19 protein-coding genes are annotated in these 20007 nt (G+C 67.5%); 6 read left to right on the top strand and 13 right to left on the bottom strand.

The genetic code is table 11. The features are described 5' to 3' along the window. Window positions 1–20: 20 nt before the first annotated feature. Genes fabZ through lpxB form a run of 4 tightly spaced genes read left to right on the top strand, consistent with a single transcriptional unit; the run spans window position 21 to window position 3359 of the window. Window positions 21–485 (top strand): 3-hydroxyacyl-ACP dehydratase FabZ, encoded by a 465-nt coding sequence (gene fabZ, locus J3R73_RS14990; RefSeq protein WP_307428217.1) that lies wholly within the window; start codon window positions 21–23, stop codon window positions 483–485. Beyond that, window positions 482–1303 carry an acyl-ACP--UDP-N-acetylglucosamine O-acyltransferase gene (gene lpxA / locus J3R73_RS14985; RefSeq protein WP_307428214.1) on the top strand — a complete coding sequence of 274 codons (822 nt, stop codon included), beginning with the start codon at window positions 482–484 and terminating at the stop codon, window positions 1301–1303. The genes fabZ and lpxA overlap by 4 nt, the downstream gene beginning before the upstream one ends. A 5-nt stretch (window positions 1304–1308) precedes the next feature. Beyond that, window positions 1309–2184 carry an LpxI family protein gene (locus J3R73_RS14980; RefSeq protein WP_307437356.1) on the top strand — a complete coding sequence of 292 codons (876 nt, stop codon included), beginning with the start codon at window positions 1309–1311 and terminating at the stop codon, window positions 2182–2184. Beyond that, window positions 2181–3359: a lipid-A-disaccharide synthase gene (gene lpxB, locus J3R73_RS14975; RefSeq protein ID WP_307428211.1), complete on the top strand. Its 1179-nt coding sequence runs from the start codon at window positions 2181–2183 to the stop codon at window positions 3357–3359. Before J3R73_RS14980 ends, lpxB begins: the two co-directional genes overlap by 4 nt. A gap of 7 nt (window positions 3360–3366) precedes the next feature. Here lpxB and J3R73_RS14970 read toward each other — a convergent pair whose 3' ends face one another. The 3 genes from J3R73_RS14970 to gltX form a co-directional block, all read right to left on the bottom strand. Next, on the bottom strand, window positions 3367–3993 hold the full coding sequence (locus tag J3R73_RS14970; RefSeq protein ID WP_307428208.1) for a TetR/AcrR family transcriptional regulator: 627 nt from the start codon (window positions 3991–3993) through the stop codon (window positions 3367–3369). A gap of 114 nt (window positions 3994–4107) precedes the next feature. After that, entirely contained in the window at window positions 4108–5400 is a 1293-nt protein-coding gene (gltA, locus tag J3R73_RS14965) for a citrate synthase (RefSeq protein WP_307428205.1), read from the bottom strand. A gap of 311 nt (window positions 5401–5711) precedes the next feature. After that, entirely contained in the window at window positions 5712–7133 is a 1422-nt protein-coding gene (gltX, locus tag J3R73_RS14960) for a glutamate--tRNA ligase (RefSeq protein WP_307428201.1), read from the bottom strand. Between the two features lie 107 nt (window positions 7134–7240). Between gltX and J3R73_RS14955 the strand changes: the two genes are divergently transcribed. Next, complete coding sequence (locus J3R73_RS14955; RefSeq protein WP_307428199.1) at window positions 7241–9541, top strand: ComEC/Rec2 family competence protein; 2301 nt, start codon at window positions 7241–7243, stop codon at window positions 9539–9541. 97 nt (window positions 9542–9638) lie between these two features. Further along, window positions 9639–9845: a TOBE domain-containing protein gene (locus J3R73_RS14950; protein WP_307437353.1), complete on the top strand. Its 207-nt coding sequence runs from the start codon at window positions 9639–9641 to the stop codon at window positions 9843–9845. Window positions 9846–9941: 96 nt separating this feature from the next. On the opposite strand, the gene J3R73_RS14945 is transcribed toward J3R73_RS14950, so the two are convergent. The 10 genes from J3R73_RS14945 to J3R73_RS14900 form a co-directional block, all read right to left on the bottom strand. Continuing rightward, entirely contained in the window at window positions 9942–10547 is a 606-nt protein-coding gene (locus J3R73_RS14945; RefSeq protein ID WP_307428197.1) for a pentapeptide repeat-containing protein, read from the bottom strand. 165 nt (window positions 10548–10712) lie between these two features. Continuing rightward, on the bottom strand, window positions 10713–11426 hold the full coding sequence (gene lexA / locus J3R73_RS14940; RefSeq protein ID WP_307428194.1) for a transcriptional repressor LexA: 714 nt from the start codon (window positions 11424–11426) through the stop codon (window positions 10713–10715). Between the two features lie 115 nt (window positions 11427–11541). Further along, entirely contained in the window at window positions 11542–12762 is a 1221-nt protein-coding gene (locus J3R73_RS14935; RefSeq protein WP_307428192.1) for a molybdopterin molybdotransferase MoeA, read from the bottom strand. After that, the gene (gene moaC, locus J3R73_RS14930; RefSeq protein ID WP_307428190.1) at window positions 12762–13250 is read right to left on the bottom strand and encodes a cyclic pyranopterin monophosphate synthase MoaC; all 489 of its coding nucleotides are present in this window, start codon (window positions 13248–13250) and stop codon (window positions 12762–12764) included. The genes J3R73_RS14935 and moaC overlap by 1 nt, the downstream gene beginning before the upstream one ends. Further along, complete coding sequence (gene trpC / locus J3R73_RS14925) at window positions 13247–14056, bottom strand: indole-3-glycerol phosphate synthase TrpC (RefSeq protein ID WP_307428188.1); 810 nt, start codon at window positions 14054–14056, stop codon at window positions 13247–13249. Before trpC ends, moaC begins: the two co-directional genes overlap by 4 nt. Before the next feature lie 4 nt (window positions 14057–14060). Beyond that, window positions 14061–15083 carry an anthranilate phosphoribosyltransferase gene (gene trpD / locus J3R73_RS14920; protein WP_307428186.1) on the bottom strand — a complete coding sequence of 341 codons (1023 nt, stop codon included), beginning with the start codon at window positions 15081–15083 and terminating at the stop codon, window positions 14061–14063. Beyond that, window positions 15083–15685 (bottom strand): anthranilate synthase component II, encoded by a 603-nt coding sequence (locus tag J3R73_RS14915; protein WP_307437350.1) that lies wholly within the window; start codon window positions 15683–15685, stop codon window positions 15083–15085. The genes trpD and J3R73_RS14915 overlap by 1 nt, the downstream gene beginning before the upstream one ends. A 184-nt stretch (window positions 15686–15869) precedes the next feature. Beyond that, entirely contained in the window at window positions 15870–16415 is a 546-nt protein-coding gene (locus J3R73_RS14910) for a hypothetical protein (RefSeq protein ID WP_307428184.1), read from the bottom strand. Further along, window positions 16412–17923, bottom strand: coding sequence for an anthranilate synthase component I (gene trpE, locus J3R73_RS14905; protein WP_307428183.1), 1512 nt, complete (start codon window positions 17921–17923; stop codon window positions 16412–16414). Before trpE ends, J3R73_RS14910 begins: the two co-directional genes overlap by 4 nt. Before the next feature lie 5 nt (window positions 17924–17928). Next, entirely contained in the window at window positions 17929–19854 is a 1926-nt protein-coding gene (locus J3R73_RS14900) for a peptidyl-prolyl cis-trans isomerase (protein WP_307428181.1), read from the bottom strand. Window positions 19855–20007: the final 153 nt, after the last annotated feature.

Raw genomic sequence — 20007 nt, 5'->3', positions numbered from 1 at the left:
GGTCAGGAAATGAGGTTGTGATGAGTGACAGCAAACCCGCAACATTGGAATCCGTCGATATCGGCAAGCTGCTGACCTTGCTGCCGCATCGTTATCCGTTCTTGCTGGTGGACCGTATCGTCGAGATCAACGGGGATGATTCTGCGGTCGGCATCAAGAACGTTACGGCCAATGAACCGCATTTCACGGGGCACTTCCCGGAACAGCCGGTCATGCCCGGCGTCCTGGTGATCGAGGCGATGGCCCAGACGGCCGGCGCGATCTGCGTGCTCAATGCGATGGGAGATGCCAAGCCGAAGGTCGTGTATTTCATGACGATCGACGAATGCCGCTTTCGCAAGCCGGTCATACCCGGCGATCAGATCCGCCTGCACATGACCAAATTGCGCAACCGCCGCAACATGTGGTGGTACAAGGGGGAGGCCAAGGTCGACGGCATCGTTGTCGCCGAAGCCACTGTTTCCGCCATGGTGGTCATGGAATGACGGCTTTAGCGGCAGCTTCCGTCCACCCGACGGCGATCATCGCGCCGGGCGCCAGCCTTGCGGCGGGGGTCTCGATCGGCCCCTATTGCGTCGTGAGCGAGCACGCCGTTCTGGAAGAGGGCGTCACCCTCCACTCCCATGTGGTGGTGGCCGGCCATACCAGAATCGGCGCGCGTACCCAGGCCTATCCCTTCGCGGTGCTCGGCCATCCGCCGCAGGACATGAAATTCCGCGGCGAGGTCTCTCAGCTCATCGTCGGCGCCGATTGCGTGATCCGGGAAGGCGTGACGATGAATCCGGGTACGGCCGGGGGCGGCCTCGTCACGCGGACCGGCGATCATTGCTGGTTCCTGACGCAGAGCCACGTCGCGCATGACTGCACCATCGGCAGCCACGTCATCTTTTCCAACAACGTCATGATGGCAGGGCATTGCCAGGTGGGCGACTATGCCATCATCAGCGGTGGGGCGGGCGTCCACCAATTCGTCCGCATCGGCGCGCATGCCTTCGTCGGCGGCCTCAGCGGCGTCGAGAACGATGTGATTCCCTATGGCATGGCGCTTGGCAACCGCGCCCATCTCGCCGGGCTCAACATCGTCGGCCTGAAGCGGCGGGGTTTCGACCGCGAGCAGATCCACGCGCTTCGCCGCGCGTATCGCATGCTGTTTGCGTCCGAGGGAACGCTCAAGGAGCGTGCCGAGGCGATCGCGCAGGAATTCGCCGATCAGCCGGCCGTCATGGAGATCATCGATTTCGTGCGCGCGGGTGGCGAGCGAGCCATCTGCACGCCCCGCGACGTGGCGGGCGGCGACGCGTGAACGGCATGGCGGCCGCCGGCACGGGACCGCTGGCGATCATCGCCGGGGCCGGCAGGCTGCCGGCGGAGATCGCCGCCGAGTTGTCGCTCCGGGGCGTGCCGTTCGCGGTTCTCCCCCTCAAGGGCGTTGCCGATGCCGATTTCTCGGCCTTTGCGTGCTACCCCGTCGGCATGCTGGATCCGAACGGCGTGCTGGAGCAGCTCGGCCGCCTCCAGGCCCGGGCCGTGATACTGGCGGGGGCCGTGCATCGCCCGGGCATCGGCATGGTCATGGCGGGCTGGCAGGCGGTGCGGCATCGCGAGGAGATTCGCCGGGTCGTGCAGGGCGGCGACGACAATCTCCTGCGCGGGGTCGTCGCGTTTCTGGAGGAGCACGGCTTTCCCGTCCTCGGGGTACGCGATGTGGCGCCGCGGCTGATGGCTGGAGCCGGGCCGCTCGGCCGCCACACGCCTGGGCCGGACGATCTCGCCGACATCGCCTGCGGCCATAGAGCCCTGCTGGCGATGGGGCCGAGCGATATCGGCCAGGGCGTCGTGGTGGCCCAGCGCCGTATCCTCGCGGTCGAGGCCGCCGAAGGCACCGACAACATGATCCGGCGGGTCGCCACGCTTCGCCGCGCCGGTCTCGTCGGGCGCCTGCAGCGCTGCGGCCGGCCGGTGGTGTCGGAGCGGGCAGGGGGCGTTCTCGTCAAGGCCGCCAAGCCGGGGCAGGATTTTCGCGTCGATCTTCCGGCTGTCGGCCCGCGCACCGTGAGGCTCGCCCGACGGGCCGGCCTGTCGGGCATCGCAGTCGAAGCCGGTGCCGTGCTGGTCGTCGACCGCAAGGCAACCCTGAAAGCGGCTGATGATGCCGGGCTGTTCATCGTGGGGATGCCGGCATGACCTCTCGTCCGCTCCAGATCGCGCTGGTGGTCGGTGAACATTCGGGCGACCAGCTCGGCTTCAAGCTGATGCAGGCCCTGCGGGCCCTGTCGGACCAGCCGATCGTCTTTCGGGGAACCGCCGGGCCGGCGATGACGCGCGAGGGCATGACCAGCCTGTTTCCGCTCGACGACATCGCGGTGATGGGCATTGCCGCGGTTCTCGCCCGCTTCCGCACCCTCTATGCCCGGGGCTGGCAGGTGATCGATGCGGTGGTCGCCGATCCTCCCGATGCGCTGGTGATCATCGACAGCCCCGATTTCACCCACGCCGTCGCCCGCAGGGTGCGCAGGCGGCTGCCGGATCTGCCGATCATCGACTATGTCTCGCCGAGCGTATGGGCGTGGCGGCCGGGACGCGCCAGGGCGATGCGCGCCTATGTCGATCATGTCCTCGCCTTGCTGCCGTTCGAGCCGGCTGCCTATGAGCGCCTGCAGGGGCCGCCCTGCAGCTATGTCGGCCATCCCCTCATGGAGCGGCTCGACGAACTGCGGCCGGATGCGCGGGAGGCCGCCCTGCGCGACGGCGCAAGGCCTCAGCTTCTGGTCCTGCCGGGCAGCCGCACCAGCGAAGTGACGCGGCTCACCGATATCTTCGGCAAGACCCTGATGCGCCTCGCATCCCTGATCGGCCCGTTCGATGCGGTGCTGCCGACGGTGCCGCGCCATGCCGAGAGGCTGCGGCAGGCCACGGCCGGCTGGGAGCAAAGGCCGCAGATCGTCACCGACGAGGCCGACAAGTTCGCGGCCTTCCGGCGCGCCCGCGGCGCGCTGGCGGCCTCGGGCACGGTGACGCTGGAGCTTGCGCTGGCGCAGGTGCCGATGATCGGCGCCTACCGCTTTCCCGGCTGGGAAGCCTTCCTGGCCAAGCGCCTGGTGAAGGCACCGTTCTTTTTGCTGCCGAATCTCATCCTCGGACGCGAGGCCGTCCCGGAACTGTTCCAGGAAGAGGTGACGCCGGACAATCTGGCGGCCTCCCTTGCCCCGTTGCTCGGGGATACGCCGGCCCGCGCCGCCCAGCTCGCCGCCTTCGCCGAGATCGATCGGCTGATGCGGGTGCCCGGCGAGACGCCCTCGCAACGCGCGGCAGGGATCGTGCTGGAGACGATCGCGGCGAAGCGGAAAGCACGGGGATGACCGCCCGTCAGCGGGCGGCCGGGCTCCGGGCGGGAAGCTGCCCGCTCACATAGGCTACCGCCTCCCCGATCTGCCGTTCGAACGATTCGTTCCAGCTGGAGGGCGCGGCTCCCAGCAGGAGCCGCAGAAAGGCCGGGCCTTTGACCATTTCGAGGAAAGTGGCGGCGAGTTCCTCGGCGCGGCTGTCGCTGATGCCGGTCTCGCGCAGAAGGATCGCCGCGACATAGGTCGTCGGGGCCGTCGCACCGGCGGCATGGAAGCGCCGTGCCAAGCCCGGAAAGCGCTCGGCCTCGGCGACGACGATGCGCAGCAGCGCGAGATTGGCCGGCGCGGTCATCGTCCGCACATGGCTCTCCCCGATCGCGCGGAGCGCATCACGCAGGCTGCGGCCCTCCGGGGCCAGCGGCTGGAAGAGGCCGGCGCACATCTCGCCGAGGAGGCTTTCGAACAACGCTTCCTTGGTACCGAAATGGCGATAGACCGTCTGTTTGCCGACACCGGCGGCCTGCGCGACCTCGTCCATATTGCTGCCGCCGAAGCCCTCGCGCAGGAATACCGCGCGCGCTCCCTCAAGGATGGCGGCACGCTTGCCGGCCCGGAGCGGCGAGAGAGAATCGACGGCAGACGGATCCATGAACCGGATCGTAGCAGCAGGCGCATCGGCGCTGAAAGGGGCGGCCTTCCGGAAATGAAATTGCCGGGACGAGCCCGGCAATCGCAAGAAGGTCCGAGAGGGCCGCGCGAGGCGTCAGCGACGCTGGGCGGGCGAGACGTAGTCGCGGCGGGTGGCGCCCGTATAGAGCTGACGCGGCCGGCCGATCTTCTGGGACGGATCCTCGATCATTTCCTTCCACTGCGCGATCCAGCCCACGGTACGGGCGAGGGCGAACAGCACGGTGAACATGGAGGTGGGGAAACCCATCGCCTTCAGGGTGATCCCGGAATAGAAGTCGATGTTCGGATAGAGCTTCTTCTCGATGAAATACTCGTCGTGCAGGGCGATGCGCTCGAGTTCGAGCGCGACCTCGAGCAGCGGATCGTCCTTGTGGCCGAGTTCGTTGAGGACCTCGTGGGTCGTCCGCTGCATGATCTTGGCGCGGGGATCGTAGTTCTTGTAGACACGATGGCCGAAGCCCATGAGGCGGAACGGATCGTTCTTGTCCTTGGCCTTGGCGATATAGGCGGGGATCCGGTCCACGGTACCGATTTCCTGCAGCATCTTCAGCGCCGCCTCGTTGGCGCCGCCATGGGCGGGGCCCCACAGGCAGGCGATGCCGGCGGCGATGCAGGCGAAGGGATTGGCGCCGGAGGAACCGGCGAGGCGCACGGTCGATGTCGAGGCGTTCTGCTCGTGATCGGCATGCAGGATGAAGATACGGTCCAGGGCGCGGGCCAGGATCGGATTGGGCTTGTATTCCTCGCACGGCACCGAGAAGCACATGCGGAGGAAGTTCGAGGGATAGTCCAGGTTGTTCTGCGGATAAACGAAGGGCTGGCCGATCGTGTATTTATAAGCCATCGCCGCCAGGGTCGGCATCTTTGCGATCAGGCGCATGGAGGAGATCATGCGCTGGTGCGGATCGGAAATGTCGGTGGAGTCGTGGTAGAAGGCCGACAGCGCGCCGACGGAAGCCACCATCACCGACATCGGATGGGCATCGCGGCGAAAGCCCTGGAAGAAGCGGGCCATCTGCTCGTGCACCATGGTGTGGCGCCCGACGCGATAATCGAAATCCGCCTTCTGGGCTGGCGTCGGCAGCTCTCCATAGAGGAGCAGATAGCAGGTTTCGAGGAAGTCTCCGTGCTCGGCCAGCTGTTCGATCGGATAGCCGCGATAGAGCAGCACGCCTTCGTCGCCGTCGATATAGGTGATCTGGGATTCACAACTCGCGGTCGAGGTGAAGCCGGGATCGTAGGTGAACATTCCCGAATGCTTGTAGAGCGGCGCTATATCGACGACGGAAGGGCCGACGGAGCCGCTTCGGGTCGGCAACTCGATCGTTTTTTCGCCTATTGTCAGAGTTGCCGTATCACCGCTCATGCCTGTCTCCTTTGCGGAAAACGCGCGGCTGCGCTTGCGCCCGATGTTGGGCCGTGACCTCTTTTTGGGGCCTGCGCATCCGTCCATCCGATGATGTTGGGTAGACCATTTGCTGCAATGCCGCAAGAATGACAAAGAAGGGAAACGCCGGTTCGGTTGTTTCCTCACCGCTGCGACTCTACACGATAAATTGAAGCCGCCGCGGCTCGGCCATCGACGGGAAACCCGCAGCCGTCGCGGGCCGCGGCCCTGTTGACCGGTATGATGGTGGGGTTCGGCCTGCGCTTCCAAAGGGCGCCGCCGCCCTCCGGTCAGTCGGCCTGATCCCTCAGCCGCGCGAGGCTCTCCTGCCGGCCGAGCACGGCCAGCACGTCGAAGACCGGCGGGGAGGTCGTGCGACCGGTCAGGGCGGCTCGGAGCGGCTGGGCGAGATTTCCGAGCTTGACGCCGGTCTCCTCCGCGGCGGCGCGCACGATCGCCTCGGTCGAGGAGGCACTCCATTCAGGCAGTTCCTCCAGGCGCGGCAGGAGGCTGGCGATCGTCGTGCGGGCTTCGGCGGTCAATATCGCCTTGGCCTTGTCGTCGAGCGGCAGGGGGCGCGATGCGAACAGGAAATTGGCGCCGTCGAGCAGTTCGAGCAATGTCTTGGCCCTCTCCTTCAATCCAGGCATGGCGGCGATCAGCTTCGAGCGCATGCCGGCGTCGAGCCGCGCCGCGAGGGCCGGGCCTTCGGGAATATGCGGCAGGAGCTGGTCGATGGCCGCCATCAGATCCTCGTCCGTCGAGGAGCGGATATAGAAGCCGTTGATGTTCTCGAGTTTCTTGAAGTCGAATCGCGCGGCCGACTTGCCGATGGCGCCGGTGTCGAAATTAGCGATCATCTCCTCGGTGGAGAAGATCTCCTGGTCGCCATGGCTCCAGGAGAGGCGGACGAGATAGTTGCGCATCGCCGCCGGCAGATAGCCCATGGCGCGGTAGGCATCCACGCCCAGCGCGCCGTGCCGCTTGGAGAGCTTGGCCCCGTCCGGGCCGTGGATGAGCGGGATATGGGCCATATGGGGCACGTCCCAGCCCATCGCCTCGTAGATCTGCTTCTGCCGCGCGGCGTTGGTCAGGTGGTCGTCGCCCCGGATGATATGGGTCACGCCCATGTCGTGATCGTCGACGACGACGGCGAGCATATAGGTCGGCGTGCCGTCCGAACGCAGCAGTACGAGATCGTCGAGATCCTTGTTGGCCCAGCGCACCGTGCCCTGCACGTCGTCCTCGATGACCGTCTCGCCCTCGGTCTGGGCCCGCAGGCGGATGACCGGCCTGACATCCTTGGGGGCGGTCGCCGGATCGCGATCGCGCCATCGGCCGTCATAGCGCGGCGGACGGCCTTCCTTGCGGGCGAGTTCGCGCATCTCCTCCAGTTCCTGGGGCGTGGCGTAGCAATGATAGGCCTTGCCCCGGGTGAGCATCCATTCGGCGACCTCGCGGTGGCGCGCGGCGCGCGCGAACTGGAAGATCGGATCCCCGTCCCAATCGAGGCCGAGCCAGGACAGCCCGTCCATGATGGCGGCGATGGCCTTGTCCGTGGAGCGCTCGCGATCGGTATCCTCGATGCGCAGAAGCATCTTGCCGCCTTTCGCCTTGGCATAGAGCCAATTGAACAAGGCCGTGCGACCGCCGCCGATGTGGAGAAAGCCGGTCGGCGAGGGGGCGAAGCGGGTGATGACGGGCAAAGACATCGGTTGTGACAAATCCCAATGAAGTTCTTGGCGAGCGGCACTCACCCAAATAAGCTTGGGCGTTTAGCATAGGGTTTCATCGGGCGGTAGAGCGGGCGGGGGCGCCTTTGCCGGAGAATGAGCGCAGCCGCATTTTTGCAGGCGTGCCGGGCCGCGCGCCGGGGCAGGCCGTTCTCGTCTGGCCCGGCGCGGGTGCCGGCCGGTGGATGGCCGCCCGTCTGCGGGCATGGCTGGCCGGTGCCTTGTCCGAGGAGGTCGCGGGCTTCGATCTCGCGCTGGTCGTCCCGGTCTTCCTCGGCATCGGCGTCATCGCCTATTTCGCGGCGCCGGAAGAGCCCGGTCTCGCCGGCCCGCTCCTGGCCACTTCCCTCGCCGCCGCAGCCGCCGTCGCGATGCGGGGCCGGTGGGGTCTCCACGTCGTGCTCGTCTGCGTGGCCGCGATCGGCGTGGGGTTCTGTGCCGCGCGGCTCCGCACGATCAGCGTGGCTGCGCCGCAGCTGGTCCGCCCCCTCGCGGCAGACGTCACGGGCCTCGTGCTGTCGGTCGACGCAAAGCTCGGCGGCGGCGCCAGGATCGTCCTGCGCCCGGGCCGCATCGACGGCCTGGCCGGCGACGCCGTGCCGTCCAAGGTGCGCCTGACCGTCCGCAGCGCCGGCGACCTCGCGGCCGGCGACACCGTGACGGTGAAGGCGCTGCTGCGCCCGCCGCCGTCACCCGCCGTGCCCGGCGGCTATGATTTCGCCCGGGACGCCTTCTTCGACGGCATCGGCGCCGTCGGTTTCGTCGCGGGCAAGGTGACGCGAGCGGCCAGGCCGATCGAGCCCGGCTTTCTCGAAGACCTCGGCATCCGCATCGACAGGCAGCGCAATGCGCTCACCGCGCGGATCGTCGATGCCATCCCCGGCGAGGACGGCGCGATTGCGGCTTCCCAGGTGACCGGCAAGCGCGGCCAGATTCCCGATTCGGCCAATGATGCGCTGCGCGCCTCCGGCCTCTATCACGTCGTCTCGATTTCCGGCCTGCATATGGCGCTGTTCGCCGGCGGACTGTTCTGGCTGATCCGTGCGATCCTCGCCTTGTCGCAGCGCATCGTGCTCTATCGCGGGGCCAAGGAACTGGCGGCGGTCGCATCCCTTCTGCCGGCCGCGGCCTACACGCTGTTCTCGGGGGCGGAAGTGGCGACGGTGCGCTCCTTCATCATGACGGCGATCGTGCTGGTGGCCACGGCCTTCGGCCGCAGCGCGATCACCCGGCGAAACGTGGCGCTCTCCGCCAGTTTCATCCTGTTGACGACGCCGGAGCAGGTGCTCGGTCCCAGCTTCCAGATGTCCTTCGCCGCGGTCGCCATGCTGGTCGCCGGCCATGAATGGTGGGGCAGGAGGCGCAAGGCGAAGCCTGTCACGGCGTGGGAGAGGGCGCTGGGGGCCGTCGTCACGATCGTGCTGGCGATGATGCTGACGACGACGGTCGCCTCGCTCGCCACCGCTCCTTTCTCCGCCTTCCATTTCCATCGCCTCACCCTGCAGTCCCTGGCTTCCAACCTGGTGGCGACGCCGATCGTGTCGTTCATGATGATGCCGCTGGCGCTCGTGGCCCTCGTCGCGGAACCTTTCGGCTATGGCGCGCCGGTCTGGTGGGCGATGGGCGTGACGGTCGGCTGGTTCATGGACATTGCACGCTTCGTCGCGACATGGCCCGGCTCCGACCTGGTGCTGCCACAATTCTCCGCAGCGGCGCTGGCCTGCTTTGCCGCGGCACTGGTGCTGCTCGCCATTCTGCGAAGCCGCCTCGCGCTGGTCGCCGTCCTGCCGTTGGGGTGCGGACTGTGCCTCGCCGCCGCCGCGCAGCGGCCGGTGGCCCTGTTCGGCGCCAACGGTCATGCGGCCCTGGTCCGGGACGGCGACGTGCTGACCGCCCTGGCGAACCGATCCGACAAATTCGCCATGAAGGAATGGCTGCTCGCCATCGGCGATCGCCGCCAGCCGGACGATGCCAGCCTTGCGGAACGCCGCCTCTGCGACAAGGAAGGATGCTCGGCGCCGCTGCAGGGCGGCGGCATCTTCATGCTCGATCACACCGACAACGCGGTGGAGGAGGATTGCGGCAACGTGACCGTGCTGGCCGGCCCGCTGCCGATACCGCCGCATTGCGCCGGCGACGGTGTCGTCCTCGGCCGGGACGCGGTCTACCAGGCCGGCTCGATCGCGCTCTACGAGGACCCGCCGGCACCCGGCACGAGGGTCCCGCAATGGCGCGTGGTGATGGCGCGCGAACCGGCTTCGTCACGGCCCTGGGCGCCGGCCTATCGGCCCGCCAGGCGACCGGCGGCCGCCGTCCCGCCCGCCGCTCCCGAAGCCGGCGATACAGCGGTATCGGAGGAGACACCGCCGCCGCAGCCGGAGGACTGAACCCGGCGTGGCCGAGCGGAGGACAAGCTGCTACGAGGAAATGCTGCGGTCCCTCCCTCCACCCAGCTGCCGCAGCTCGATCAGGAAGGAACCCGTGATGAAACTCAGCGCGCGCAATCAGATCAAAGGGACGATCAAATCCGTAACCAAGGGGCAGACGACGGCCCATGTGCAGATCGAGGTCAACGGCGCGATCATCACGGCCTCCATCACCAACGAGGCGGTGGATGAATTGCAGCTCGTGCCGGGCAAGGCGGCCTATGCCGTGATCAAGGCGTCGGATGTGATGGTTGCCGTCGACTGAGGTCGCTCTGGCGCCTCCTCTTCCTGCCCGATCGACGCTTTCTGCGCGGCGCATGGCATTTGCGTCTCGTCTGTCGGGCGCCCTGCGCCGCCGGCCTCAGCCGATCTTCAGGCCGAATGCCGCAAGCAGCGCGTCCGCCTGCCCGCGCGAGATCGTCGCGCCGCGAAAGCGGGCGGTGTCGAGGAGCTGAAGGCCGCCGAGTGCGGCGCCGCGTAAATCGGCCCCTTCGAAACGGGCATCGGCCGTGTCGGCTTCGTGCAGGCTGCAGCCCTTGAAGACGGCGTGGCGGAAATCGGCCTTGTGCAGGTCGGCCTGGCTGAAGTCGACGCGGTCGAGCACCATTTTCCGGAACGAGAAGGAAGGCAGCTTGGCAGCGACGAGCAGCGTCTCCTCGAAAATGGTGCCGAGCGTGCGCACCTCCGACAGGTCGCAGCCCGTCAGCTTGCAGCTGCTGAATCTCGCGGACGACATCAAGGCGCCGTGAAAGCTCGCATTGTTGAGATCGCAGGAGCGAAAGGCGGCATCCGTGAGCGAGGCGCCGCCGAAACCGGCGAAGGCCCCGCGACAGCCCGTCCATCGGGATGCCTCGAGCTTCGCGGCGTTCAGCTTCGTCTGTCGGACGAGGCACTGGTCGAACACACAGCCGGCCAGGTCGAGTTCGGAGAGATCGACACCTCCGAAATCGCAATCGACGAACCGCACCGCCGCTCGCCGGCGGGATAATTCCTCGACTTCCCGGCGCGTGAGAGCACGCCCGGAAATTGCCATGGAAGAGGGATCGTCTGCGGACATGACGGGGATCACGGGATAGCGGTCGGTCGAAGCGCTACCCGCAAACACGGGCTCCAGCAGCGGCTTCCGCCGCCATCAGTAGCGCCGGAAAAGCCCGACCAGCTTGCCCTGGATACGGACCCGGTCCGGTCCGAAAATACGGGTCTCATAGGCCGGGTTTGCCGCTTCCAGCGCGATGGAGGCGCCACGGCGCCGAAGGCGCTTCAGCGTCGCTTCCTCGTCGTCGATCAGCGCCACCACGATGTCGCCGGTGTCGGCGTGATCCTGCCGGCGGATCAGCACGGTGTCATTGTCGAATATACCCGCCTCGATCATCGAGTCGCCGCGAACCTCCAGGGCGAAATGCTCGCCCGAGGTGAGCATTTCCGGCGACACGCTGATGGTGTGGCTCTTGGTCTGGATCGCCGAAACCGGCGTACCCGCCGCGATACGGCCCATGACGGGCACCAGGACCGGCCGAGCGGCATCGTCGTCGCCATCCGGGCGGACGGGCCTCACCTTGCCGAGATTGCCTTCGATCACGTTCGGCCGGAAGCCGCGCTGCGAGGAGGCGAGCGACAGGCCCGGGATCGAGGATTCCGGCATCCGCACCACTTCGAGCGCACGGGCACGGTTCGGGAGCCGGCGGATGAAGCCGCGCTCCTCAAGCGCCATGATCAGGCGGTGGATCCCGGACTTGGACCGCAGGTCGAGCGCCTCCTTCATCTCGTCGAAGGAGGGGGGGACGCCCTGCTCTTTCAGCCGTTCATGAATGAACCGAAGCAACTCATGTTGTTTCTTGGTGAGCATCTGGGGGAATCCCGTCCTGGAAGGCGCGAATCACGATCAAATCGGCAAACAAATCATGAACAGTGCTACATGTTCATACTGTGTTCCGCAAGGATGAACTTCGCGTGAAGAAAGCTCAATATCCGGCCGCGCGCAGGTCGATGATCTCGCACGCATCCCCCGCCTTCGCCGCGGGAGCGTGAGGCGGGCGGATGACGAGACAATCGGCCTGCTGGAGGACGCCGACCAGCGACGAATCCTGGGGCGTGGACGGCACCACCCTCGGCGGGCCGGATTCCCCGTCGGCCACGAAGCGGGCGCGCAAATAGTCTTCGCGCAGGTCGTTGGCCGGCCAGGCGGTGGCAAAGACGGCCCTGCGGCGCGGCACGGCGGCGTCGATGCGGCCGAGCAGGGCGCGCAGCAGCGGCGCCAGGAAGAGGATGCCGCAGACGACCGCCGAGACGGGATTGCCGGGCAGGCCGAGAATATGCATGCCCTGCAGCCTTCCGTGCAGCAGGGGCTTGCCCGGCCGCATGGCGATCTTCCAGAAGCCGAGGGTCATGCCTTCGCGGGTGAGGGCGGTCTGGATCAGGTCGTGGTCGCCGACCGATGCGCCGCCGATCGTGATCAGGACATCCACCCTTTCGTCGCGCGCCCGGCGTATCGCCGCTTCCAGCGCGGGAAAATCGTCCGGCGCGATGCCGAGATCGAGCACCTCGCCGCCTTCGGCTTCCACCAAGGCCGCCAGCGCGAAGGAATTCGAGGTGACGATCTGGTCCCGGCCGACGGCCTCGCCGGGGAGGACCAGTTCGTCGCCGGTGGCGAGGATGGCGACCTTGGGCCGGCGGCGCACCGGCACGGCCGGGTAGTTCATCGCCGCCGCGAGCGCCATGTCGCGCGGCCCGAGGAGGGAGCCGGCGGCGAGGGAGGCCGCCCCTTCAATGAAGTCGAGGCCGCGCCGGCGGATGTTCCGGCCGGCGACGGCGCCCATCTCGATGGTGACGCGATCGCCCTCTCGGCGGGTGTTTTCCTGGATCACCACGGCGTCCGCGCCGTCGGGAACGGGCGCGCCGGTGAAGATGCGGATCGCCTCTCCCGGGCCGAGACGGCCGTCAAAGCCGTGGCCGGCGGCGGATTCGCCGATCAGCGTCAGGCAGGCGCCTGCCACCGCATCCTGCGCCCGGACCGCATAGCCGTCCATGGCGGAGGCGTCGAAGCCGGGCTGCGTTCGCAGAGCCGGGAGGGAGGCGGCCAGGACCCGTCCCCGGGCGGTGCCGAGCGGCACCTGTTCCTCGGTCAAGACCGTGACCCCGGACAGGATCTGCGCAAGGGCATCCGCGACGGGTAACAGGGCCATCACTCTTGCTCCGCGTGCCAATCGCCGGATTTGCCGCCGGACTTCTCGACCAGGCGGATGGCCTCGATGCGCATGCCGCGATCGGCGGCCTTGACCATGTCGTAGACCGTCAGGCAGGCGACCGAAACGGCGGTCAGCGCTTCCATCTCGACACCTGTCTGGCCCGTCACCTTCGCCAGGGCGCGGACGCGAAGGCCCGGCAGGTCTTCATCGGGCTCGATCTCCACGGCGACCTTGCTGAGCATCAGGGGATGGCACAGGGGAATGAGCTCATGCGTCTTCTTGGCGGCCATGATGCCGGCGATGCGCGCGGTCGCCCGGACATCCCCCTTCTTGGCGTCGCCCGCGAGCACCAGCCGCAGGGTCTCCGCCCGCATGACGACCCGGCCTTCGGCGACGGCGGTCCGCATGGTCGCCTTCTTCTCGGAGACATCGACCATGTTGGCTTCGCCGGAGGCGCCGAGATGGGTCAGTCCGGGCGCGCTCATGCGGCGGGATCCGGAGAGAGCAGCGCCCGGGTCGCGGCGGTCACGTCGGCCTGGCGCATCAGGCTTTCGCCGACGAGGAAGGCATCGACGCCGGCCTTTTGCAGCCGGCGGATATCGGCCGGGCCGAAGATGCCGCTCTCCCCGACGATGAGGCGATCCTGCGGCACCAGCGGCGCCAGTTCCTCCGTGGTCTCGAGCCGGGTGACGAAGTCGTTGAGATTGCGGTTGTTGATGCCGATCATGTTCACGTCGAGGACCAGCGCGCGGGTCAGTTCGTCGTGATCGTGGATCTCGCAGAGCACGTCGAGCGACCAGTCGCGCGCCGCCGCGACGAGGGCCTGCGCCTCCGCATCGGTGACGGAGGCCATAATGATCAGGATGCAGTCGGCGCCCCAGGCGCGTGCCTCGACGACCTGGTAGGGATCGTAGAGGAAATCCTTGCGGAGGGCCGGCAGGGACACCGCTTCGCGCGCCGCGGTCAGGAATTCCGGCCGACCCTGGAAGGAAGGCGTATCCGTCAGGACGGAGAGGCAGGCGGCGCCGCCCGCTTCATAGGCCCTGGCCAGCGCCGGCGGATCGAAATCGGCGCGAATCAGTCCCTTCGAGGGGCTGGCTTTCTTGATCTCGGCGATGAGACCGGTCCGCCCCGCTGCGAGCCTGGCCTCCAGCGCCCGCCGGAATCCCCTGGGGGGACTGGCCTGTTCGGCCAGTCTGATCATCTCCGGCAGCGGATGCCGGACCTTGGCAGCCTCGATCTCGCGACGCTTATAGGCTTCGATCTTTTGGAGAATGGACGGATTTGACATGGCTTCAGGATCTACCGGTGGCGTTGGAGACGGCGATCAGCCGGTTGAGCGTGGCGAGGGCCCATCCTCTGTCGACCGATTGGGTTGCGAGCGCGACGCCGTCCGCCAGCGAGCCGGCCTTGCCCGCCACCAGCAGCGCAGCACCGGCATTGAGGATGGCGATGTCGCGATAGGGGGTCTTCTCGCCTTCGACGACGGCTCGCAGCGCCACCGCATTGTGTCCGCTGTCGCCGCCCTTGAGGTCCTCGGGCCTTGCGACGCGCAGCCCGACCTCTTCGGGGGTGATCACCCCGTGGCTGATGACGCCATCCTCCAGCGAGACGATCTCCGTCGGGCCGGTGGTGGTGATCTCGTCGAGGCCGTCGCTGCCGTGCACCGCGATCACGCGCGTCGAGCCGAGCGTCTTCAGGACCTCGACCATGGGCCGGAGCCAGCCGCGCGCATAGACGCCCAGCAATTGCCGCCGCACCCCCGCGGGGTTCGACAGCGGGCCGAGCAGGTTGAAGATGGTGCGCGTACCCAGTTCGACCCGTGTGGGGCCGACATGGCGCATCGCGCCGTGATGGGACGGCGCGAACATGAAGCCGACTCCTGCCTCGGCCACGCAGCGGGCGATGGCTTCCGGCGACAGTTCGATATTGACCCCGAGCGCCGTCAGGACGTCGGCGGCGCCGGATTTCGAAGACAGCGCCCGGTTGCCGTGCTTGGCGACCTTGACGCCGGTTCCGCCGACAATGAGGGCCGCGGCCGTCGAGACGTTGTAGGACCCGGATGCGTCGCCGCCGGTGCCGACGATGTCGATGGCATCGCTCGTGGTGGTGACCGGCAGCATCTTGGCGCGCATGGCGCTGACCGCGCCGGCGATCTCGTCGGGCGTCTCGCCGCGCACGCGCAAGGCCATCAGGAAGCCGCCGATCTGCGACGGCGTCGCCTGGCCGGAGAGCAGGAGATCGAAGGCCTCGGCGGCCTCGGCCCGGCTGAGCGGACCGGCGGCCGCCTTGCCGACGAAGGGCTTGAAACCTTCCATCAGGAGCGCCCCCGATGCCCGCGGTTCCAGTCGGCCGCAAGGTCGAGGAAATTGCGCAGGATGTGGTGGCCGTGATCGGACATGATCGATTCAGGGTGGAACTGCACACCGTAGACCGGCGCCGTCCGATGCTGCAGGCCCATGATGACGCCGTCATCGGTCTGCGCAGTGACCTCGAGATCGGTCGGCAGGCTCTTCGGCTCGACGACGAGCGAATGGTATCGCGTGCCCATGAACGGCCCGTTGAGTCCGCGGAACACGCCGCGTCCCTGATGGTCGATCGAGGAGAGCTTGCCGTGCATCGGCACGGCGAGGCGCACGACGTCGCCGCCGAAGACCTGCCCGATCGCCTGATGGCCGAGGCACACGCCGAACAGCGGAATCCTGTCCGCCGCCTTTTCGATCAGCTCGCAGCAGATGCCTGCTTCCGTCGGCGTGCAGGGGCCCGGCGACAGCACGATGGCGTCCGGCTCCTCCGCCATCACGGCGTCGGCCGTCACGACGTCGTTGCGATGCACCGTGACCTCGCATCCGAGCTGGCCGAAGTAATGCCAGAGGTTCCAGGTGAAGCTGTCATAATTGTCGATCAGCGTCACGGTCATGGAACGGTCGGTCGTCACGGCTCGAGCCTCCTTGGAAGGGAAGAGGGGTATGGGTTCCGATCCTGCCGGTCAAGCAGGATGATGCATCGGCCGCGCCGACAGGCACCCCGCCGCCCGATTCAAGCGGTCGTCGGGCGCCGCGGGCCTTGTCGGACAGCGCCGGCGCGGGACGAGGCGTCGCCCGTCAGCCGGCCGCCGGCCGGGCGGCCGCCGCCCGCAGGCCCGTGCGCTTGCCTGCCCAGCAGCAGAGCATGCACAGGGGAAACCACAGCGCGATATTGAGGCCCGTGATGGGTTCGAAGAATTCGACCAGCGCCTTCTGGCCGGTCCAGAACGGCAGGAGGACATGCAGGGCCGTCAGCACCAGGCGGTTCTGCGACTGCTCCGGTCCGAGCGAGGATGCCAGCACGTCCACCACGCTGTCGGTGATCGCGTAGACGAGGCCGAAGAGGATCGCCGAATAGAACAGCGAGACCACGGCCGAGACGAGCCAGATGAAGACGCCATAGTCCGGGTAGGGCGCGGCGCGGCCGCTTTCGAACATCCAGTGGAAGAAGAACACGCCATAGGCGGCGCCGATGCCCGGCACCAGCAGCGCGGCGAGGAGAGCCGGCGTCAGCGTCTGCGCATAGTCCGCGCCGGTGAGGTGGATGTCGAGGACCACCAGCACATAGGTGGCGACGAGGGTGAGGAGGCCGGCCGTCTTCGATCCGGCCAGCCGTCCCGTCACTGGCCGCGTCCCGGCTGGCCGGCGAAGCGCACCGCTTCCTCCGCCGCGCGGAACAGCGCCCTGGCCTTGTTGATGCATTCGGCCTGCTCGCTCGCCGGCACGCTGTCATAGACGATGCCGGCGCCGGCCTGCACATGCATCATGCCGTCCTTGACCAGGGCGGTGCGCAGCACGATGCAGGTGTCCATCTGCCCGTCGGCACCGAAATAGCCGATGGCACCGGCATAGAGCCCGCGCTTGTCCTTCTCCAGCTCGTCGATGATCTGCATCGCCCGCACTTTCGGCGCTCCCGAGACGGTGCCCGCCGGAAAGCCGGCGGCCAGCGCATCGAGCGCATCCTGGCCCGGCCTGATATCGCCCTCGACGTTGGAGACGATATGCATGACGTGGCTGTAGCGCTCGATGAAGAAGCGGTCCGTCACGCTGACGGTGCCGATGGCCGAGACATGGCCGACATCGTTGCGCCCGAGGTCGAGCAGCATGAGGTGCTCGGCCAATTCCTTGGGGTCGGCGAGCAGGGAGGCGGCGAAAGATTCGTCCTCGGCCTTGGTCCTGCCGCGGGGGCGGGTCCCTGCGATCGGGCGGACCGTGACCTTGCCGTCGCGAAGCCTCACGAGGATCTCGGGGCTCGAACACACCACCGAGAAATCCGCAAATTGCAGATAGACCAGGAACGGCGCCGGGTTGATCCGCCGCAGCGCCCGGTAGAGCGAGAAGGGCGGCAACTGGAACGGCGCGCTGAAACGCTGCGACAGCACCACCTGGAAGACGTCCCCGGCCCGGATATATTCCTTGGCGCGCCCCACCATCGCCAGATAGTCGGCCTCGCTGGTGTTGGAGACCTGCGCCGCGTGAAGGGCATCGAGGTCGATCGTCTCGGCGAGTTTCGGCGTCGGGCGGTCGAGCCCGTCGACGATCGCCATCAGCCGCTCCTCCGCGCGCAGATAGGCCTGCCGGGCGGTGACCCCCTCCTGCGGACGCACCGGCGTCACCGCCGTGATGGCATCCCGCACCGCGTCGAATACCACCATCACCGTGGGGCGGAGGAGGATCGCGTCGGGCACGCCGATCGGGTCGGGCTTGTCGGCGGGCAGATGCTCGACGAGCCGGACCATGTCGTAGCCGAGATAGCCGAACAGGCCCGAGGCCATCGGCGGAGCGCCTTCGGGCAGTTCGATCCGGCTCTCGGCGATCAGGTCGCGCAGGGTCTGCAGGGGATGGCCCGGCAGCGGCTCGAAGGCGCCGCCCGCCGGTTTGCGATTGATCGAGGCCGCTCCGTCCTGGCAGCGCCAGATCAGGTCGGGCTCCAGGCCGATCATCGAATAGCGACCGCGCGTGGCCCCCCCTTCCACCGATTCGAGGAGGAAGGCGTTGGGGCGGTTGCCGGCCAGCTTCATGAAGGCGGAGACCGGCGTCTCGAGATCGCCGACCAGCACGATGGAGACGATCTGGGCCTTGCCTTCGGCATAGGCTGCCGCAAAGGCGTCGAAGGACGGTTCAATCTGCATGGAACTCAGAGCCCGCTTCCACCACCGACGACGCGGTCGACAGCGGTCTGGTTGATGGTCGTGCCGAGGTCGGCCTGCACCTTCCTGACATACTCGCTCATCAGGTCCTCGCCGACGCCCTGCGAAATATGCTTGGCCTGCGCGACGGTCTCCGGCGCCTTGAGGTCGACATCGGGGATGACGTTGTCCTCGACATGCAGCACGATGCGGTCGGTCCCGTTGGCTGCGAGCGAACTCGCAAAGCCCTTGAGCGGCGTGGCGAAGACCACCGAGACGGTGGCCGGGGGCACCGGCTGGTTTTCCCCGTTGCGCACGAGGTTCCATGCCGGCATCACCTGCAGGTTCAGGCCCTTGGCGACGTCCTCCAGCGCCTTGCCGCCGTTCATCTGCTTGACGAGGTCGTCGGCCTTGTCCTTGAGCCGCTGCACGCGCTGGTCGGCGGCCCAGGCGGCGATCACGTCGCTCTTGGCCTCGTCCAGGCTGCGGTCGCGCGAGGGGACGACATTGTCGAGGGAGAACCACATCAGGCCGCCTTCGCGGCCGTCGATCGCCTCGGGGTCGGAGCCCTGTTCGGTGCTGAAGAGCGCCGGCAGCACCTGCGCCTGCAGCGGCACGTCGACCGGCTTGCCGGCCTGGTCGCGCCCCTGCCTGTCGATCCCCGCTGCGGAAGCGACCGGCAATTTGAGCTTGGCGCCGATATCCTTGAGCGACGTGCCCCCCATGCGCTCGTCGTCGATTTCATCACGGAGCTTGCGCAGCACCTCGCCGGAGCGTTCGGCGACCAGGGCCTGCCGGATCTCTTCCTTGACCGAATCGAACGCCGCAACGTTCGCCGGCTCGACCTTGGTCACCTTGAGGATGACATTGGTCAGCGCGCCCTGGATCGGCGCGGAGGTGGCGCCTTCCTTCAGCGAAAAGGCGGCATCGGCGATCTTCGGATCGCTGATCTGGGTCTTCGCGAGGGTTCCCAGGTCGACGTCCTCGGGCTTGAGCTTGCGTTCGGTCACCAGCGCATCGAAGGTGGTCTGGCCGGAGCCGATGCGGTCCGATGCGGCTTTCGCCTCGGCCGGCGTCGGGAAGCTGATCTGCTCGATCGCCCGGGTTTCCGGCTTGCTGTAGCTTGCAATCCGGCTGTCATAGGCCGCCTTGAGGTCGGCGTCGGTGACATTCGCCTGCTTCGCCAGGTCCGCCGGCGTGACGAGGAGATAGGTCAGCCCCCGCAATTCCGGCGTCCGGAACGATCCCTTGTTCTCGTCGTAATAGCTCTGCAGGGCCTTTTGGTCGGGCTGGCCGACATCGCCCACCGAGCTCTGCGGCAGAACGAAATAGGAGATGTTGCGCTTCTCCTGGCTGTAGCGCGCGACGGCCTGCTGCAGCGCCACGGGCACGGGGCCGCCTTCGGCGAAGGCCTGGTCGAGCTGTCCGCGCACATAGACCTGGCGCTGGCGGTTGAAGAATCCCTGCTCGCTCAGGCCGTTCTCCTGCAGCAATTGCCGGAAGGCGACGGGATCGAACACCGGCGGTTGTCCCGGCGTCCGGCTGACCTGGAAGTTGGGATCGTTGACGACGGCCTGCACGGTCTTCTGCTGGTCGAGCCCGAGACCGTATTTCACCGTCCGGTTGTCGAGCGTCGCATCGGCGAGGAGAGCGTTCAGCACCTGCTTGTCGAGCCCGAAGGCGCGCGCGATCTCTGGGGTGATGCCCTTGCCGGTCTGCCGCGTGATCGCGGCGGTGCGCTGGCGATAGGCTTCCATATAGGCTTCCGACGAGATCTCGGTGTTGCCGACGGAAGCGACGTTGGACGAACCGCCGCCGCGGAAAACGTCCTCGATCCCCCAGAGGGCGAAACTGCCGATCAGGAGGGCCATGACCACGCCGGTGACGACCTTGGCGGGGCCTTTGGACATTGTCGTGCGAAGTGAGCTCAGCATAGGCGGTTCGTTCTGTTCCGTGGAGCCCGGCCGGCGCGGATGGCCCCGGGGCGAAAAGGGGCGCATCATAGGGATGGGGATGAAGCGCCGCAATGGCGAGTCTACGAGTTTCCTGCCGGGGCGGATCGGGGGCTCGGGGCGATCGCGGTGGGC

The organism is Labrys monachus (assembly GCF_030814655.1).
Classification (GTDB): domain Bacteria; phylum Pseudomonadota; class Alphaproteobacteria; order Rhizobiales; family Labraceae; genus Labrys; species Labrys monacha.
This window is presented reverse-complemented; position numbering and strand designations above follow the sequence as displayed.

Coding starts and splice junctions, on each gene's coding strand:
- fabZ (WP_307428217.1), top strand. CDS start 21: ATGAGTGACAGCAAACCCGCAACATTGGAATCCGTCGATATCGGCAAG.
- lpxA (WP_307428214.1), top strand. CDS start 482: ATGACGGCTTTAGCGGCAGCTTCCGTCCACCCGACGGCGATCATCGCG.
- J3R73_RS14980 (WP_307437356.1), top strand. CDS start 1,309: ATGGCGGCCGCCGGCACGGGACCGCTGGCGATCATCGCCGGGGCCGGC.
- lpxB (WP_307428211.1), top strand. CDS start 2,181: ATGACCTCTCGTCCGCTCCAGATCGCGCTGGTGGTCGGTGAACATTCG.
- J3R73_RS14970 (WP_307428208.1), bottom strand. CDS start 3,993: ATGGATCCGTCTGCCGTCGATTCTCTCTCGCCGCTCCGGGCCGGCAAG.
- gltA (WP_307428205.1), bottom strand. CDS start 5,400: ATGAGCGGTGATACGGCAACTCTGACAATAGGCGAAAAAACGATCGAG.
- gltX (WP_307428201.1), bottom strand. CDS start 7,133: ATGTCTTTGCCCGTCATCACCCGCTTCGCCCCCTCGCCGACCGGCTTT.
- J3R73_RS14950 (WP_307437353.1), top strand. CDS start 9,639: ATGAAACTCAGCGCGCGCAATCAGATCAAAGGGACGATCAAATCCGTA.
- lexA (WP_307428194.1), bottom strand. CDS start 11,426: ATGCTCACCAAGAAACAACATGAGTTGCTTCGGTTCATTCATGAACGG.
- J3R73_RS14935 (WP_307428192.1), bottom strand. CDS start 12,762: ATGGCCCTGTTACCCGTCGCGGATGCCCTTGCGCAGATCCTGTCCGGG.
- moaC (WP_307428190.1), bottom strand. CDS start 13,250: ATGAGCGCGCCCGGACTGACCCATCTCGGCGCCTCCGGCGAAGCCAAC.
- trpC (WP_307428188.1), bottom strand. CDS start 14,056: ATGTCAAATCCGTCCATTCTCCAAAAGATCGAAGCCTATAAGCGTCGC.
- trpD (WP_307428186.1), bottom strand. CDS start 15,083: ATGGAAGGTTTCAAGCCCTTCGTCGGCAAGGCGGCCGCCGGTCCGCTC.
- J3R73_RS14915 (WP_307437350.1), bottom strand. CDS start 15,685: ATGACCGTGACGCTGATCGACAATTATGACAGCTTCACCTGGAACCTC.
- trpE (WP_307428183.1), bottom strand. CDS start 17,923: ATGCAGATTGAACCGTCCTTCGACGCCTTTGCGGCAGCCTATGCCGAA.
- J3R73_RS14900 (WP_307428181.1), bottom strand. CDS start 19,854: ATGCTGAGCTCACTTCGCACGACAATGTCCAAAGGCCCCGCCAAGGTC.